The organism is Shewanella sp. Isolate13 (assembly GCF_022398325.1).
Classification (GTDB): domain Bacteria; phylum Pseudomonadota; class Gammaproteobacteria; order Enterobacterales; family Shewanellaceae; genus Shewanella.
Map to the genome: position 1 here is coordinate 175357 of NZ_JAKEVD010000002.1, position 16815 is coordinate 192171.

Below are 16815 nucleotides of genomic sequence, written 5' to 3' on the forward strand. Positions count from 1 at the left end.
ACCGCTAACTTATCGTTCTTTCGCCTGAAATCCCGATAAGCCGCAGTCTACATAAGCAGGCTTAAACTAATCTTAATAAGTTATGGCTTAGTAAAAGTTACTCATCCTCTTGAGCAATAAGTTCTAGTCGCTTGTCCATCAAGTCTTTTACCAATGGGGTCAGGATAAGCTCCATGGCTAGGGACATCTTGCCACCGGGTACGACTAATGTATTCATGCGTGACATAAATGAGCCTTGGATCATTTTTAGGTAGTAGGGAAAGTCGACATTTTTTATGCCGCGAAAACGGATCACCACAAAGCTTTCATCTAAGGTTGGAATGCTCTTAGCGCTAAATGGATTTGAGGTATCTACCGTGGGCACGCGCTGGAAGTTAATATGGGTGCGAGAAAACTGTGGTGTCATATGGTTAATATAATCGTCCATACTGCGTACGATTGAATCCATCACCTTTTCACGACTGTGGCCACGCTCCGACGTATCTCGGATAATCTTCTGAATCCATTCAAGGTTAACAATCGGCACCATGCCGATAAGCAGATCCACATGTTGGGCGACGTCACAGTCATCGGTGACAACACCACCATGAAGCCCCTCGTAATAGAGCATATCGGTATTTTCAGGCAGTGGGTGCCATTGGGTAAAAGTGCCAGGCATCTGGTTAAAGGGCACTGCTTCATCGAAGGTGTGTAAATAAGCGCGAGTCTCACCTTGTCCAGTATTACTGTAATCGCTGAAACACTGCTCAAGACGGTTAAAGTCATTCGCTTCCGGACCGAAATAGCTAATATTTCGATTCTCGGTCTTCTCTTTACGGATCATCACCGCCATTTCTGGGCGGGTGAAATGATGAAAGCTGTCGCCTTCCACAATCGCGGCATTGATGCCGAGTTGTCTAAAGATATGATTGAATGCGGTTGTCGTGGTCGTCGTGCCTGCACCAGAGGAGCCAGTTACTGCAATGATCGGATGTTTCGCTGACATTTTTTTACCCAAAATATAGATAGTTAACTATCACCTGTACACTAGCCTAAAAGGCTAACTATAGTGACTCAGGTAAGCAGATTGCGGTTCAGTATCTTAAGTTATACGGACTCGCTTCGCTTAGGTCAATTTAATCGTAATCACTCTCTTGATAGACGATATCTTCTTTGCGTCTGATGCCGATGGATTCCTCTTCCTCGTTATATTCAACCACTAAGATCCCCTGTTTGAGTGCGGCCCTGCACTGAACTATGGCTCTATCCATACTATGTTCACCATCACCAGAAAAGCTGCCATCTTCGACTTGGCTGATAAGGTACTCTTTAATGAGGTTGTCAAAAGTCTCGCTAGGTAACTGAGTTAAAGACTCATAAGGCACTAACATACTGATGTTTCCAATGAGGTTAAAAAGTTTAATACGCGTTTTTCAAGATAATACTGCGGTCGCCACGGACTACCACCATCGATAAAGCCCACATGACCACCATTTTCGTGCAGCTCGTAGTGTACCTGATCGGATAGCTGTGCCTTTGATGGGATCACTGCGTGCGTCATAAAGGGATCATCTTTAGCGTGAATGACTAAGGTCGGCTTAGTGATCTGACGTAAGTAAGGTAAGCCACTGGCGCGAGTATAGTAGTCATCAACATCGGTAAAACCGTGTAGCGGTGCGGTGATCTTATCATCGAAGGCATAAAAGGTTGTTAGCCGCTCAATGTCCCTTTTATTGATTGGCATTAAGGGCTGTAATTCAGGTTTGGCTATTTTCCCACGCATCTTCTCTTGTAACTGTTTAATCAGATAGCTTTGGTAAACTTTTGAGAAGCCTTTCTCAAGTCGATTGGCGCAGGAGCCAAGCTGCAGTGGCGCCGAGATGGCAACGCCTCTGTCAATAAGGCTACTATCTTGTTGCTCACCCTGATACTTAACTAACACATTGCCGCCTAGGCTATAGCCCGCCGCAAGTAAGCGGCTGCCAGGATATTGCGTCTTTAGGTGATTCAAGCTGGTTTGTAGATCTTGAGTGTCGCCACTGTGGTAGCCTCTCACGAGACGATTGAGTTCTCCGGAGCAGCTGCGATGGTGATGCACTACAGCACATAAGTCTAACGCCTTACAGGCCGCTAACATACGCCGTGCATAATGGGATTGTGCACTTCCTTCTAAGCCATGAATTATCACCAAGATCGGCTGACTCTCCTTTGGGGAGCCTTGCCAGTCGAGATCGATAAAGTCACCGTCGCTAAGCTCTAATCGCTCACGTCTAAGCTGTGGTTTGTCCACTTTGGTTAGCACGGGTAGAATCGTTTGGATATGGGGATTTTTGGCCCACCAAGGGGGGGAAAATATCTGACTCATAGTAATTGGCTATTGCTGAAAATTAAAACGTATGTTTAATTGTTATTGTCTGCAGAGTGTAACACAGATTTTATACAGGTCTTTTATTCGCTTTGTTTGTCGTTGTAAGCGCTAGGGCCGCGCAGTTTTGCCGCCATAAAATTCATAATAACAATGAGAGGACTCGATGGAGCGACGGACCTTTATCACAACCGCATTAGCAGGTACGGCTTGCTTAGCGCTGGGAGTAAATTATTACTCGTCAGATTATGTTGGCGTCAATAAAGAACTCGATGACAAACACCGTCTGTTATTTAGCGTGCTCGTTCCTGTCTTTCTCGATGGAGCACTCCCCGATGTTGCAACCTTAAAACGCGATTCGATAAATCGAACTCTAGATGCTATCGAGCATACCATCTCCATCCTTCCCCAAGACTCCTTTGACGAACTAGAGCAACTTCTTGAGATGTTAGAGGGGCGACTTGGCTTATTGATTTTAACCGGCAGCATGACGCCTTTGATGATGCGTAATCAAGCCGACTTGATAGAGATGCTGCAGAGTTGGCGTACCAGCTTCATGGATATGATGGTGACTGCCTATCAGGGGTTAAGAGAGCTAGTGATGGCGAGCTATTATTCAAGCCCTGAACACTGGAGTCGATTGCATTACGCGAAACCGACATTTCTTGAGGATATGAAGTGAAGTTATTGGTTAAGACTCATCTGACCGGAAAGGGGAGTATTTATGGCTATTGAAGATCCAATTGTTACTGGGCTCGATTCCGGTTGGAGCCATATTAATGCGGCTAAGCTCACTGAAAATCAAACCTTAGAGGCCGATGTGGTGATTGTCGGCAGTGGTGCAGGGGGCGGTGTTGCGGCAGAAATTCTTACCGAAGCAGGATTGTCGGTGATTATCGTTGAGGCTGGTCAGCTAAAGTCATCGAAAGACTTTGTGATGGAGGAGCGAGTCGCCTATCCCGATCTCTACCAGCAAGCGGCAGGAATGAAGACCACAGATAAGGCCATCGGAATTTTTCAGGGGCGCGCCGTAGGTGGTTCCACAACCGTTAACTGGACAACTTCGATTCGTACTCCAAAGCCAGCGCTGGATTATTGGGCTCAGGCTAAAACGGTTGCAGGCCTGTCTCGCGCCGAGTTAGACCCTTGGTTTGAGAAGATGGAGCAGCGGCTTAATATCAGCGAATGGGCTTACGAGCCTAACCGTAATAATCAGGCGTTGAAGCACGGCTGCGAGAAGTTAGGTTGGGAACATACAGTCATTAAGCGCAATGTACTGGGCTGCTGGAATACTGGTTATTGCGGCATGGGCTGTCCGGTCAATGCTAAGCAATCTATGTTAGTTACTACCATTCCTGCAGCACTGGAGCGTGGTGCGACACTGGTGAGTCAGGCTCAGGTTCTCAAGCTTGAGCATCATAACGACAAGATTTTTGCGTTAAAGGCCCAAGCGGTCGATAACAATATGAAGCCGCTTCCGGTTGAGCTGATGTTTAAGGCAAAGCACTATATCTTGGCTGCAGGCGCTATCCACACACCAACTATCATGCTGCGCTCTAAGCTGCCTGACCCCTATGAAATCATTGGCAAGCGCACCTTCCTGCATCCCACTCTTTTGAGCGGCGCGGTGTTTAGCGATCCAATCAATGGTCATAGTGGTGCGCCTCAATCTATCTATTCCGATGAGTTTGTCTGGCAAGACGGTGCCGATGGTGAGCTCGGTTATAAGCTTGAAGTCCCGCCAATTCACCCGATTTTGATCGCTTCTAAAACCCTTGGTTATGGTCAGAGCCATGCCCAGCTGATGGAGAAGTTTAATCAGCTACAGGTCACTATCGCACTGGTAAGGGATGGTTATCATGACAATAGCCAGGGAGGGCAGGTGAAGTTGACAGACAGTGGCTTCACTCTCGATTACCCGTTAACCGATGCATTTTGGCGAGCGGCAAGGCGCGCGTTTGCTAGTATGGCTGAGCTGCAATTTGCAGCCGGTGCACAGCAAGTGTTACCGATAAGCGAGGGGATGCCCTATCTTTCGAGCTGGAGTGAGGCTAAAAAAGTGATCAGTGAGATGGATTTAGCGCCTTTGAAAACCGTTGTTGCATCGGCCCATGTGATGGGCGGCTGTCCAATGGGAGAAGACCCTAAGTTGTCGATGGTGAACAGCTTTGGTGAGTCACACTACTTCGATAACCTATCAGTGATGGATGGCTCGATATTTCCAACGAGTCTAGGGGCTAATCCGCAGCTATCTATCTATGGTATTACCGCGAGAAACGCGACTCGATTGGCGCAGAAGCTTAAAGTTAGTTAAAGGCGTTGAGCCTTTTTATAATGAAAGCGAGCATTGGCTCGCTTTTTTATTGTGATGCTAGCTTATTTGCAATGATGGAAAGTCGCGGCTATCGAGGTCAAACAGGGCTAAATATTGGCTGAGGTTAGCGTTATTGGTATTTGTTCCCGCCTTAACCGACATAGATTGCAGAGTCTTTAAAATCATCACCTGAGATTTTCGCTCCAGCATCAGCTCAAGCTTTAACATCTGTTGGTATTCTTCAGTTTCAAGTAGGGCCTTACTTTGGCGTCTTAACTGCCTGTAGGGAATCAGCAACTTTTGCTCCCAAGTGAGAGTCGCTTGTTGCAGTGTTTGCCATTGTGGCTTTGCAAGCGAGTAGTGATGTTTATCCAGCCATAGGGTTAATAGCAACAAATTGACATTGAGCTGGTGGTCATCCTGTAACTGCAAGAACAGAGTCTGATGCGCCATGTAGAGGCTATCGCAATCATGCCACAAGCTTGGAGTAATAGGGTTAGACAATGTCATAGGGGTAGACCTTCTGGTTATCCATTATAGGTGAGGGTAACAAAAAGGGGAGCCATGCTCCCCTAGTATTGCTCACTAAATTAGGCTTCGGCGCGAACGCTCTGCTCTATGGTTTCGATCTCTTCTTGGATCTCTAACCACTCCATCTCACTCTCTTCTAGCCCTTGAGTCAGCGATGTACGCTCGGCAAGTACTTGAGTGAGTTTCGCCTTGTTATCGGCATCATAAAGACTGGTGTCGGCCAGCATCTCTTCAAGCTCTTTTAGGCGCTCGTTTGCTTTTTGTTGATCTTTCTCAAGCTTAGTCTGTACCTTTTTGAGCGGTGACAGCTTCTGTCTCAGCTCAGCCTCTAAGCGCTTCTGTAGCTTCTTATCTTGAACGGGTTTAGCGAGTTCGGCTTCTTCTGACTTACCGGCGGTCTTAGCGGCATCGAGCAGCCACTGATGATAATCATCGAGATCGCCGTCGAAGCTTTTTACTTCGCCTTGGTCAACAAGGTAGTAGTCGCTACAACTTAGGCGCAGTAAGTGTCTATCGTGGGAGACGATAATCATGGCGCCTTTGAAGGTTTGCAGTGCCATGGTCAGCGCATGGCGCATCTCTAGGTCTAAGTGGTTGGTTGGTTCATCGAGTAGTAATAGATTAGGGCGCTGCCATACCAACAGTGCTAGCACTAAGCGGGCCTTTTCACCGCCAGAGAAAGGGCGCACCGGCGCCAGTGCCATATCGCCATTAAAGCCATATCCGCCTAGGAAATTACGTAGCTCCTGCTCCTTAGTGTTAGGGGCGAGACGCACTAAGTGTTGCAGTGGTGAGTCATCTAGGCTTAAAAATTCCAGCTGGTGCTGGGCAAAGTAACCGATGTTTAAGCCTGGATTGGTCTCATATTTCCCTTTCATTGGCGAAAGCTCACCAGAAAGTAGCTTCACTAAGGTCGACTTACCGGCGCCGTTGCGGCCAAGTAAACCGATGCGAGCACCAGGCACTAAGTTGAGGTGCACCTTCTTAAGGATCTCGGTTTCACCGTAACCGATAGAAACCTGCTCCATGGTCACCAGTGGATTTGGCAGCGCTTCCGGTTCTCTAAAGGCCATATGAAACGGGCTGTCCGCCTGTGATGGCAGCAGCTCGGTCATACGTTCAAGTGCTTTTAGGCGGCTCTGGGCTTGCTTCGCCTTACTGGCTTTATAGCGGAAGCGGTCGACAAAAGACTGCATATGAGCACGCTCTTTCTGTTGACGCTCAAAGGCCACCTGTTGCTGGGCCATACGCTCGGCACGAATACGCTCGAAAGAGGTATAGTTGCCTTTGTAGTAGTTCAGCTTAGTGTTTTCGACATGAACGATTTCATCAACGATACCGTCGATAAAGTCACGGTCGTGACTGATCAGAATCAGTGTGCCTTGGTAGGCTTTAATCCAACCTTCTAACCAATACATGGTGTCTAAGTCTAAGTGGTTGGTTGGCTCATCGAGTAACAGTAGATCTGAGCGGCACAACAGGGCCTGAGCCAAGTTAAGGCGCATACGCCAACCACCGGAGAAGCTCTTCACCGGATTGCCCTGTTCTTGCTCACTAAAACCTAGACCCGCTAATAGGCTCGCCGCTCTAGAATGAATCGCGTAGCCACCAATGGCGTCGATTTTTCCGTGAAGTAGGGCAATTTTATGACCGTCATCGGCTTCTTGGGCTGCATGTAATTCTGACTCAAGCTGTCGATACTCGGTATCACCATCGATCACATATTCGATTGCTGCAACTTCAAGTGCCGGAGTCTCCTGCGCCACTGTGGCGATCTGCCAGCCGCTAGGCAGACTGAATTCGCCTTTATCTAGGCTAATCTTGCCCATAATTAGTGCCAGTAGCGACGACTTGCCGCTACCGTTAGCACCGACTAGACCGACCTTGTGGCCTGGGTAGACAGTTAACGAAGTTTCATCGAGCAAGGTTTTCGAGCCACGAATGAGTTGAGCTTGAGTGATGGTGATCATTGAAGTCGGCTTAAAGTCTGAGTTAGCGCAAATATTGGGGAGTGATAATAGCCTAGAAGGCATAGCGACTTCTATGCGCATCGGGGAAAAATACGGTCATGGCGCAGCTTTTATGGCAAAATGTTAGGCATATATGGACTGGAAGTAAAATCATGACAACAACTAAAAAAGTGAAAAAACGTTTCGTGGCTGGCGCTAAGTGCCCTAAGTGTCAGGCTAAAGAGTCTATCGTGCTATTTAGGGAAAATGGTGTAGAGACGGTTGAGTGTGTTGACTGTGACTATCGTGAACAACAGACCGAAGAGAAAGTGGCAAAGAAGGCCACGGGTGCGGTAATTGGCGTATTTACTCCAGATTAGCCAGTGGAGGCTTGCCTAAATACACTCTCAGTGAGCTGTACAGTTGTATATCTTGGTGTTTATATTTATCTTGACTCGTGTAAACTAGTTCCTTTGTAGGCCAACAAAATGTTGGTATTAGCGAACATAGGTAAAGGTAATGACGGTGATACGTTGGTGTGTGCTTGGAGCGAGCCTTCTATTAATGGGCTGCGAAGCGATTCATGATTATAAAAAATCGCAGATGTTTAGTTCCTTCGATGACTTTCGCCCCGGGCCAGATGGCGGCAGCGATCTGATCTGGGCGCAACCTAGAATCAAAAGCCTTCAGGATCTTAGGCAAATTCTCGATGAATATGACAAGGTTATCGTCGATCAAGCTTGGTTAGTGCTTGATGATAAAACTCGCTACGATAACCTCGACGAGCAAGAGATTATTCAAGTGTCGCAATATCTGGTGAGTAAGATTAAAGACAAAGCCAGTCAACGCTTTGAATTAGTCACAGGCCAGATGACAACACCCTCAGGGTCAGTGTTGCCCTGACTAATATCGAAACACCGAATCCGATCTTAGCGGTGACCAGCAGCATACTACCCGTCGGGCTAGGCATTTCCAGTATTTCAAAGGTCGTGACGGGTGAGCATACCAATGTGGGCAGCGCGACCATAGAGTTGATGATTAGCGATGCCAAGACTGCTCAACCTATCGTTGCTGTGATAGACAGGAAAGCGGGCAGTAAAGATTTAAGCACTATGATCGACTCAACCGATGATGCAAAGGATGCCATAGATTGGTGGGTAGAGCGCCTTGGCAAAACCTTGCGCAATGAGCATTTGTAACTCATCGCTTTTGAGGAGCAGGGCAGGTAAGCCAAATGTGTTGAGGTGAGTAGATTTGTCACTGGGAGTGATATTTAGCGGTTATTATCCATTGGATATGCTGCAACTAGAGCAATTACTGCTACAATAGCGCGCTATAATTTAAAGCGATAGAAAACGACAACTTTGCTCCTAGCATTTTGGAGCCTTGTCACCATGATATTATCACTGCAAAGCGCGATTTGATGAGCCTGAGTAAGGTATCGAGTCTTAGAGGGAAAACCGCCCTAATGAGCAGTGAATACTTAGGAAAGATACTTTGACTCAAACAGTCCCCAATACCGATGGCCAAGCGCCGTTTTCAAGTCTTAACCTTAAGACTGAGTTACTCGATAACCTAAAGACTATGGGTTATGAGTCGATGACTCCTATCCAAGCACAAAGCTTGCCTGCGATCCTAAATGGCGAAGACGTGATTGGCCAAGGTAAAACCGGTTCGGGTAAGACTGCTGCGTTCGGTTTGGGCTTATTGCACAAGTTAGACGTTAAGCGTTTTCGCATTCAATCTTTAGTGTTATGCCCCACCCGTGAGCTTGCCGATCAGGTCGCGAAAGAGATCCGTACCCTAGCTCGTGGCATTCACAACATTAAGGTGTTGACCCTTTGTGGTGGTGTGCCTATGGGGCCGCAGATTGGCTCCCTAGAACACGGTGCTCATATTATTGTGGGTACGCCAGGCCGTATTATTGATCACTTAGATCGCGGCCGCTTAGATCTAGAAAACGTACATACATTAGTGCTTGATGAAGCCGACCGTATGCTAGAGATGGGCTTTCAAGTGGAACTTGAAGGCATCATGGAGCGCATGCCAATTGAGCGTCAGACGCTACTATTTAGCGCGACTTTTCCTGAGCAGATCCAGTCGATTGCCGACAAGATCATGTTCAAACCTGTGATGGTGAAAGTGGCTTCGACTCACGCAACAAACACCATCGAACAGCATTTTTATGAAGTGGGTAATAACAACGATCGCATGCGTGCGCTCAAGTTATTGCTACTGCAGTACCGCCCAGAGAGCGCAGTAGTATTTTGTAATACCAAGCGTGAGACTAAAGATGTCGCGGCGCAGCTGAAGAATGACGGCTTTAGCGTTGTTTCTTTACACGGTGACTTAGAGCAGCGTGATAGAGATCAGACTCTGCTGCAGTTTGCCAACAAGAGTGTGTCAATCATGGTGGCAACCGATGTCGCGGCTCGTGGCCTTGATATCGACGCTCTCGATGCGGTGATCAACTACCATGTCGCATACGACACCGAAGTGCATATTCACCGTATTGGTCGTACAGGCCGTGCGGGCAGTAAGGGGTCGGCACATACTTTCTATAACCATGAAGACGGTTATAAGATTGCACTACTGGAAGATTACTTAGAGCGCGATATTGTTAACGAAGCATTGCCGCCAGAGAACCTTCTAGACACCTTCCCTGTGCAGCCTGTGATGACCACCTTGCAAATTGACGGTGGTAAGAAGCAGAAGCTGCGCCCTGGCGACATTCTTGGTGCCTTAACTGGTGACAATGGTATCGAAGGTAGCGAAGTCGGTAAGATTAAGATCACCGATATGCGTTCTTATGTGGCTGTTAACCGTAAAGTGGCCAAGAAGGCACTGAATAAAATTGTTAACGGCAAACTAAAAGGTCGTTCATATCGAGCTTGGGAATTGCGCTAAACGCATTTCCTTCCGATATAAAAAAACAGCGCTTAGGCGCTGTTTTTTTGTGTTTTTATAACTGTCTTAAGCTTAGCTTGGCTTATTGGCACTGCGGTTGCCATTGCTACTTCTATTCGCGTTAGGGCGACGTTGACCCGATGGCTTACCATTGTTGCCTGAAGCATTATTGCCCGATGCATTGTTATTCGCGTTTGGTCTACGCGGCCGTCTAGGCTTACTTGGTTGTGCATTGGCATTTGGCTGGTGGCCACGAGCCATTTCGCCGCTACGTTGACCATCTTTGTGCTCGACTTTAGCAGCGCTGTTTTCACCATGACCTTGGCGGCGTGGGTTTGGTGACTTGTTGCTAGCACCACCCGAGTTAGCGCCTTTATTAGGACTACGTGAGCGACCATTGCCACGACCCTGATTACCCGCATTACGCGGACCTTTGTTCTGGCCGTGAGACTTAGCCGTTAGGTCCGTTTCTGGTAGGCGATGGGTTGGCTCGTAGCCTTCAATCACACGACGCTCTAGGTTCTGCTTGATCAGTAGCTCGATATCGCGAAGCAGCTTTGCCTCTTCATCGCTCACAAGTGAAACCGCATGGCCAGATGCGCCTGCACGACCTGTTCGACCGATGCGATGCACGTAATCTTCAGGTACATTTGGCAGATCGAAGTTAACCACTTGAGGTAGCTGGTCGATATCCAAACCACGTGCGGCAATATCGGTTGCCACAAGCACGCGAATCGCGCCGCTCTTAAAGTCGGCTAGGGCTTTGGTTCTTGCCCCTTGGCTCTTGTTACCATGAATAGCAGCCGCAGTAATATCTTTGGCTTCTAGGTTTTTAGCCAGACGGTTCGCGCCGTGCTTAGTGCGGCTAAATACTAATACCTGCTTCCAGTTATTCTGCTTGATAAGTTTTACCAAGACCGCGGCCTTTTGGCCCTTATCGACTGGACAGATCCACTGCTTTACCGTGTTAGCGGTTGCGTTACGTGGTGTAACAGAGATCTCAACAGGGTTGTTAACTAGGCCCTTAGCGAGTTGGCGGATTTCATCTGAGAAAGTCGCTGAGAACATTAGGTTCTGACGCTTCGCAGGCAAAATCGCTAAGATTTTTTTGATGTCATGAATGAAACCCATATCTAGCATACGGTCGGCTTCATCTAGCACTAATACTTCAAGCTGGCTAAAGCTCAGTGCGCGCTGGTTATAGAGGTCCAGTAAACGGCCTGGGGTCGCGACAAGGATATCGACGCCACGACTCAACTTAGAGATCTGCGGACCAATACCAACGCCACCAAACACTACGGCTGACTTAAGTGGCAGTTGCTTACCATAAACTTCAACGCTTTCACCTACCTGAGCCGCGAGTTCACGAGTCGGTGTCAGTACCAATGCACGCACCTGTTTTGCCGGTGCCTTAGTGCCTTTTGAAAGTAGCTCTAGCAGTGGCAGGGTAAAGCCTGCTGTTTTGCCTGTACCAGTCTGCGCGGCGGCCATCACGTCTTTACCTTCAAGTACGGCTGGAATTGCTTGCGCTTGAATAGGGGACGGAGTGTCATAACCTTTGTTGGCAACGGCTTTCAAAATTTGGGCTGATAGGCCCAGAGAGGCAAAACTCATAGATAGGTCTCATTTCGGCTGCGAAATAGGCGTTAAAGTGCGACTGGCAGCGGTTTAAGGGGGCCTGCGGATGCTGGCGGCCGTGCAGCTTACAGGATCTGCTTAAAAAGCGCTAATTATTAAACAATCAGTGGCTAAATAATCAAGTTATCCCATAACTGACTTCATCTATTGAGTATGGCAGTTAATTAGGCTTGTGTTATTGGGCGTATCGATACGCGTTTCTCACCTAAATGGGCTAATTTTGAAAAAAAACATCGATTGTGTGATTTTTGGGCGATTAAAAGATGTTGTATCTGGGCTGCATGTGTTAATCTCGCGCCCCTGAAAGTTCATCTACCGATTTTTACCAGCAAAATCTAGGTAAGGATTATACCTAATTCGGCGGTTTGTCATGCTGCAACCTATCGTGAGTTATCATCAAGACGATGAAGATCATTGGGTTGCCAATTTGTCTTGCGGCCATACTCAGCATGTTCGCCATCGTCCTCCTTGGGAGCGGCGAGACTGGGTGACTCATCGAGAAGGCAGAAATGCCATGCTGGGTTATAAGCTCAATTGTAAGCTGTGTGAATTAGACTCGGAAATGGAATGATACCAATCAGTATAAACCTCGTGGCAATGAAAGGTGATCATTGCCAGCCTGGTTGATAAACAGAATTATGAACGCGAGAGTGATACTTAGGTTGTTGGTCTTGCGTATTGATTGAGCTTAGCTATAACTATCTCGAATTGGCTCTCCTGTTAAGGGGCGCCTTTTATAGTGCATAGCCTGCTTAGCTCAAGTATTAGAATTATTGTTAGGATAAAAGTAACATGACACAAACTAAGAAGTATGATTTTCGCGTAGTTGCAGATGGCGCAACTTGGACCGCTCAGATCACTCGTCGTCAAACGGCACGTAAGATCGTGGTTTCTAAGAGCAAGAAAGGTTTTGCCACTGAAGCAGAAGCGCAGGCTTGGGGCGAGACTGAGCTTAAGTCATTCTTAGAGAACTTAATTAAGCGTAACGAACGTAAGGCTAAGGCACGTGAAGAGCGTAACGAAGCGGCTGAAGCTAAAGAGCTAGCTGCCGATGCATGGCGCGATGCTCGCGAACCTAAAGGTTCTGATTACGGTTTCGATGAAGATAACCTAGATTACGAGTCTGATTCAGATCGTTAATTTATTTTTCAACGTCATTTGAGACTGAGCTGATTTAGCCTCGTCTAAATCAAAGACTAAACCGCATTAAGCCTAGCTTGATGCGGTTTTTTTATGTGGGTTGCTCAGGCTCAGTTATTGTCGATAAGCTCACTTTTATTGATCTAGCTCAATTTTTGTGAGTCCGATAGCAAATATATCAACCCCGTTTTATTCTGCGATTAATGCCTGCGATACTCAGCCAAGATTGAGATTCATTCTCGTATTTTACGTTCACAGTTATTGAACTTAAGCCTTACATCAAAGTCTTTATGAAGGTTCACTCGTTCAATTAGTAAAGATGCCAAGCATCGACTCATCTCCCACAGTGGTTAGTCTGGAAGAACATGGATAAAACAGTAGAGAAAAAGCTTACAAAGTGGCTTAAACAGCAGAAAAAGGCCTGTGGCTTCTATCTGAATCTGTCGGTTTTTTTCGGTGTGCTGACCGGACTCAGCTTGATGTGCCAAGCCTGGCTCATCGCGACCGTTTTACAAGGGATCATCATAGATGAGCTACCCAAGTCTGATTTTATCGATCACTTCTGGGCTTTATTGCTACTAACCATAGTGCGCGGTATTTTGGCTTTCGCTCGAGAGCGAGCCAGCTTTCAGGCCGGTGCACGACTGCGCATACAGATGCGCGGTGCAGTACTCGATAAATTAGCGCTACTCGGTCCCGCCTTCATCAAGGGCAAACCCGCCGGAAGCTGGGCCAGTATCGTGCTGGAGCAGGTGGAAGATCTACACGATTTCTACGCTCGTTACCTGCCGCAGGTGGTGCTAGCGGGCTTCATTCCCTTGATTATTTTAGTGGCGGTATTCCCGATAAACTGGGCGGCGGGCCTTATTCTGCTGGCGACCGCACCGCTTATTCCTATGTTTATGATCTTAGTTGGTATGGGCGCCGCCGATGCTAACCGCAAGAATTTCAGTGCGCTGGCGCGTTTAAGCGGCCACTTTATGGATAGGCTAAAAGGCCTGTCGACCCTCAAGTTATTCAATCAAGGCGAGAAAGAGGCTAGGGTGATCCGCAAGGCCTCGGAAGAATTTCGAGAGCGCACCATGGCCGTACTGCGGATGGCGTTTTTAAGCTCCGCAGTATTGGAGTTTTTCGCTGCGGTATCGATTGCGGTACTGGCGGTCTACTTTGGCTTTAGCTACCTGCATCATCTGGACTTTGGTCACTACGGCGTGTCAATCAGCCTGTTTACTGGTTTGTTTGTATTGATCTTAGCCCCCGAGTTTTATCAGCCACTTAGAGATATGGGTACCCACTATCATGCCAAAGCCCAAGCAATTGGTGCGGCAGAAGAGTTGATGGCGCTGCTGGATCACCCAACCGAGCAACACGGCGGCGATAAGCAAGTGAGCGGAGCTGTAGAGATAGAGGCCAAGGATTTAATGGTCTATAGCCTCGATGGCAGCTTGCTGCTAGGCCCGGTTAGCTTCCAGGTAAAAGCGGGTGAGCATGTGGCGATCGTCGGCCCAAGTGGTGCGGGGAAAACCAGTTTGCTTAACGCCCTGTTGGGTTTCCTACCCTACAAGGGGCAACTTAAGATTGCTGGTACAGAGCTAAGTGAGTTATCGCTCGCGGATTGGCGTAAGCAGTTGGCATGGCTTGGGCAGGAGCCACAGCTGTTTCATGGTAGCTTGCGAGACAACATTGCCATGGGGCGAACCTTATCTGATGAGGCGATCTGTAAGTTGTTAGAGCAGGCACAGATCTTAGATTTTGTTGAGCTGCAACCTCAAGGACTCGATTACCCTATTGCAGAGCAAACGGCGGGATTGTCCGTGGGGCAGGCTCAGCGAATAGCACTGGCTCGTGCACTTGCCCAGCAGTCGCAGCTATTCATTCTCGATGAGCCAACAGCGAGCCTCGATAGTTTGAGCGAGCAGGCGGTACAAACCACCTTAACAAGCGCGATGCAGGGCAAGGCCTGTGTGATGGTCACCCATAGATTGGAGAACCTGAGCGTCATGGATAACGTCTTGGTGATAGATAAGGGCGCTATTGTGCAGCAGGGGAGGTATGAGCAGCTCGTGTCTGAGCCCGGTTGCTTTAAACAGATGTTGGAGGAAGCCAGTAGCGTTAGTGAGTTTGACCTTGATCTTGACCTAGCTAATGAAGCTGACCTTAACGTCGACACTCAAGCTAAAGATGCAACGTCGGCGCAGCAAACACAAGCTGAGGGAGATAAATAATGCGAGCACTACTTCCTTATATTAAACGCTTTAAAAGCCAAGGCTTTATGATGTTTATTGGCCTGTTTTTAAGCGTGACTACCTTGATGGCTGGCATAGGTTTACTGTCGTTATCTGGTTGGTTCCTGTCGGCAACGGCAGTCGCAGGCTTAACGGTATTAACTGCGCAGACCTTTAACTACTTTACTCCAGCAGGTGGGGTGCGTTTCTTATCGATAGTGCGCACCGCCAGTCGCTATGGTGAGCGCCTTGCTACTCATGAAGCGACCTTTAGTTTATTGACGGATCTTCGCTGCTGGGTATGGAATAAGCTGCTTCCCCTGAGCGCCAAGAATCTGCAAGGGGTGCGCCAAGGCGACCTGCTTAACCGCTTAGTGGCCGATATTGATACCTTAGATCACCTGTATCTGCGATTAATGACGCCGTTAGCTGCGTCGTTATTGATGATGCTGGCGCTATACTTTTTCGTTGGCCATTTTGATCCAGAATTAGCACGCACTTTATGTAGTGTATTATTGGCCGTCTGGCTATTGCTACCAACGACCTTTTACTTTCTTGGTCGCAAACCCGGTATTGCCCAGTTAGAGACCAAACGACAGTTAAGAGTCCAGCTATTGGAATACCTACAGGGTCAGGCCGAGTTGACGCTGTTTGGTGCGCAAAAGGCTTATAGAGACAGGCTTAATCAGGCGCAAAGCGTGATGATTAATAGCCAGAATGTGATGAACCGAGTGACGGCGCTAAGCCAAGCCTGCTTGATTTTGTGTCATGGTTTTGCGGTGCTGCTGATGCTGTATTTAGCCGCGACAGGCGTGGGTACGGCGGTGCCGCCAGGACCAAGACTTGCCATGGTGGTGTTCTTAACCATGGCAACAATCGAGATGATGATGCCGTTGGCAGGTGCCTTCCAGCATCTATCGGCCTGTAGTTCGGCGGCGACTAGACTCAATGAGGTGGTCGAGCAAGCGCCAAGTGTCACTTTTGCAAATGAGCAGAGCGTAGCAGTCACCGCGGGCAATATCGCCTTTAAGGATATCGATTTTGGTTATGCCAAAAATCAAAGTGTGCTCAGTGGGCTCAATCTCCATATTCCGTCCGGGCAGAAAGTGGCCCTACTTGGACAAACGGGCTGTGGTAAATCGAGCCTATTGTCGCTATTGACTCGAGAGTGGTTACCGACAAACGGTCAGATCACCATCGATGATCATGAAGTCGGCGATTATACCGAGCAGCAACTGCGCCAATCTATGTCGGTGGTGAGTCAGCGGATCTATCTTTTCAGCGGTAGCTTGCGAGACAACTTGGCCTTGGCCATTGAGGGAGCGACCCGTAAGGATGATGACAAGCTAATTGCCGTGCTACAAAAGGTCGGCTTAGACAGCTTACTGCAGGGAGAAAAGCCGCTCGATACTTGGCTAGGCGAGGGTGGACGTCAGCTCTCTGGTGGCGAGCAGCGCCGTATCGGTGTCGCAAGGGCTTTATTACGTGATGCACCAATCTTATTGCTTGATGAGCCAACCGAAGGCTTAGATAAGCGCACCGAACGTGAGATTCTGCGTCTGTTATTCGAGTTCGCCGAGGGTAAGACGATGCTGATGATAAGTCACCGACTCACCGCCATGAACAAGATGGATACTATCCATTTAATGGACCAAGGTACTATTCGTACCAGCGGAAGTCATAGGCAGTTACTCAGCTCAGATGACTATTATGCTAGCTTGTTTGAGCGTTTAGCCTAGTATCATCGATAAAGATTGACCGCTATCG

The 16815-nt window shown here is 48.1% G+C and carries 16 protein-coding genes; 10 read left to right on the forward strand and 6 right to left on the reverse strand.

What is annotated here, in order from left to right; translation table 11 throughout:
- Positions 1 to 97 precede the first annotated feature (97 nt).
- From L1D44_RS02000 to L1D44_RS02010, 3 genes are all read right to left on the reverse strand, one after another.
- Positions 98 to 985: a phosphoribulokinase gene (locus tag L1D44_RS02000; RefSeq protein ID WP_239888603.1), complete on the reverse strand. Its 888-nt coding sequence runs from the start codon at positions 983 to 985 to the stop codon at positions 98 to 100.
- Positions 986 to 1115: 130 nt separating this feature from the next.
- A complete protein-coding gene (locus L1D44_RS02005; RefSeq protein ID WP_220768654.1) occupies positions 1116 to 1370 on the reverse strand; it encodes a YheU family protein in 255 nt (84 codons plus the stop codon).
- Positions 1364 to 2344 carry a hydrolase gene (locus L1D44_RS02010; RefSeq protein WP_239888604.1) on the reverse strand — a complete coding sequence of 327 codons (981 nt, stop codon included), beginning with the start codon at positions 2342 to 2344 and terminating at the stop codon, positions 1364 to 1366. The genes L1D44_RS02005 and L1D44_RS02010 overlap by 7 nt, the downstream gene beginning before the upstream one ends.
- A gap of 166 nt (positions 2345 to 2510) precedes the next feature.
- On the opposite strand from L1D44_RS02010, the gene L1D44_RS02015 reads away from it, so the two are divergent.
- Both L1D44_RS02015 and L1D44_RS02020 read left to right on the forward strand, forming a co-directional pair.
- Positions 2511 to 3026 (forward strand): TAT leader-containing periplasmic protein, encoded by a 516-nt coding sequence (locus L1D44_RS02015; protein ID WP_239888605.1) that lies wholly within the window; start codon positions 2511 to 2513, stop codon positions 3024 to 3026.
- A 42-nt stretch (positions 3027 to 3068) separates the two neighbouring features.
- Positions 3069 to 4658 (forward strand): GMC family oxidoreductase, encoded by a 1590-nt coding sequence (locus L1D44_RS02020; protein WP_239888606.1) that lies wholly within the window; start codon positions 3069 to 3071, stop codon positions 4656 to 4658.
- Between the two features lie 57 nt (positions 4659 to 4715).
- Here the strand turns inward: L1D44_RS02020 and L1D44_RS02025 are convergent, their stop codons facing one another.
- Together L1D44_RS02025 and L1D44_RS02030 are read right to left on the reverse strand one after the other, a co-directional pair.
- Positions 4716 to 5168: a TIGR02444 family protein gene (locus L1D44_RS02025; protein ID WP_239888607.1), complete on the reverse strand. Its 453-nt coding sequence runs from the start codon at positions 5166 to 5168 to the stop codon at positions 4716 to 4718.
- Between the two features lie 80 nt (positions 5169 to 5248).
- Positions 5249 to 7159: an ABC transporter ATP-binding protein gene (locus L1D44_RS02030; RefSeq protein WP_239888680.1), complete on the reverse strand. Its 1911-nt coding sequence runs from the start codon at positions 7157 to 7159 to the stop codon at positions 5249 to 5251.
- A 152-nt stretch (positions 7160 to 7311) separates the two neighbouring features.
- Here L1D44_RS02030 and L1D44_RS02035 point away from each other — a divergent pair, with 152 nt between their 5' ends.
- From L1D44_RS02035 to dbpA, 4 genes are all read left to right on the forward strand, one after another.
- Complete coding sequence (locus tag L1D44_RS02035; protein ID WP_239888608.1) at positions 7312 to 7518, forward strand: YheV family putative zinc ribbon protein; 207 nt, start codon at positions 7312 to 7314, stop codon at positions 7516 to 7518.
- Positions 7519 to 7657: 139 nt separating this feature from the next.
- Positions 7658 to 8041: a hypothetical protein gene (locus L1D44_RS21835; protein ID WP_345773621.1), complete on the forward strand. Its 384-nt coding sequence runs from the start codon at positions 7658 to 7660 to the stop codon at positions 8039 to 8041.
- Positions 8042 to 8046: 5 nt separating this feature from the next.
- Positions 8047 to 8337, forward strand: a complete 291-nt coding sequence (locus tag L1D44_RS21840) for a DUF3313 family protein (protein WP_345773622.1) — start codon at positions 8047 to 8049, stop codon at positions 8335 to 8337.
- 298 nt (positions 8338 to 8635) lie between these two features.
- Positions 8636 to 10045 carry an ATP-dependent RNA helicase DbpA gene (gene dbpA / locus L1D44_RS02045; protein WP_275660368.1) on the forward strand — a complete coding sequence of 470 codons (1410 nt, stop codon included), beginning with the start codon at positions 8636 to 8638 and terminating at the stop codon, positions 10043 to 10045.
- A 72-nt stretch (positions 10046 to 10117) separates the two neighbouring features.
- Here dbpA and L1D44_RS02050 read toward each other — a convergent pair whose 3' ends face one another.
- Positions 10118 to 11659: a DEAD/DEAH box helicase gene (locus L1D44_RS02050; protein ID WP_239888609.1), complete on the reverse strand. Its 1542-nt coding sequence runs from the start codon at positions 11657 to 11659 to the stop codon at positions 10118 to 10120.
- 394 nt (positions 11660 to 12053) lie between these two features.
- Between L1D44_RS02050 and L1D44_RS02055 the strand changes: the two genes are divergently transcribed.
- The 4 genes from L1D44_RS02055 (at position 12054) to cydC (ending at position 16787) form a co-directional block, all read left to right on the forward strand.
- Positions 12054 to 12254, forward strand: a complete 201-nt coding sequence (locus L1D44_RS02055; protein WP_239888610.1) for a DUF3565 domain-containing protein — start codon at positions 12054 to 12056, stop codon at positions 12252 to 12254.
- 221 nt (positions 12255 to 12475) lie between these two features.
- On the forward strand, positions 12476 to 12823 hold the full coding sequence (locus L1D44_RS02060) for a DUF3622 domain-containing protein (RefSeq protein ID WP_239888611.1): 348 nt from the start codon (positions 12476 to 12478) through the stop codon (positions 12821 to 12823).
- A 365-nt stretch (positions 12824 to 13188) separates the two neighbouring features.
- On the forward strand, positions 13189 to 15048 hold the full coding sequence (gene cydD, locus L1D44_RS02065) for a cysteine/glutathione ABC transporter permease/ATP-binding protein CydD (protein WP_239888612.1): 1860 nt from the start codon (positions 13189 to 13191) through the stop codon (positions 15046 to 15048).
- Positions 15048 to 16787 carry a cysteine/glutathione ABC transporter ATP-binding protein/permease CydC gene (gene cydC, locus L1D44_RS02070; RefSeq protein ID WP_239888613.1) on the forward strand — a complete coding sequence of 580 codons (1740 nt, stop codon included), beginning with the start codon at positions 15048 to 15050 and terminating at the stop codon, positions 16785 to 16787. The genes cydD and cydC overlap by 1 nt, the downstream gene beginning before the upstream one ends.
- Positions 16788 to 16815: the final 28 nt, after the last annotated feature.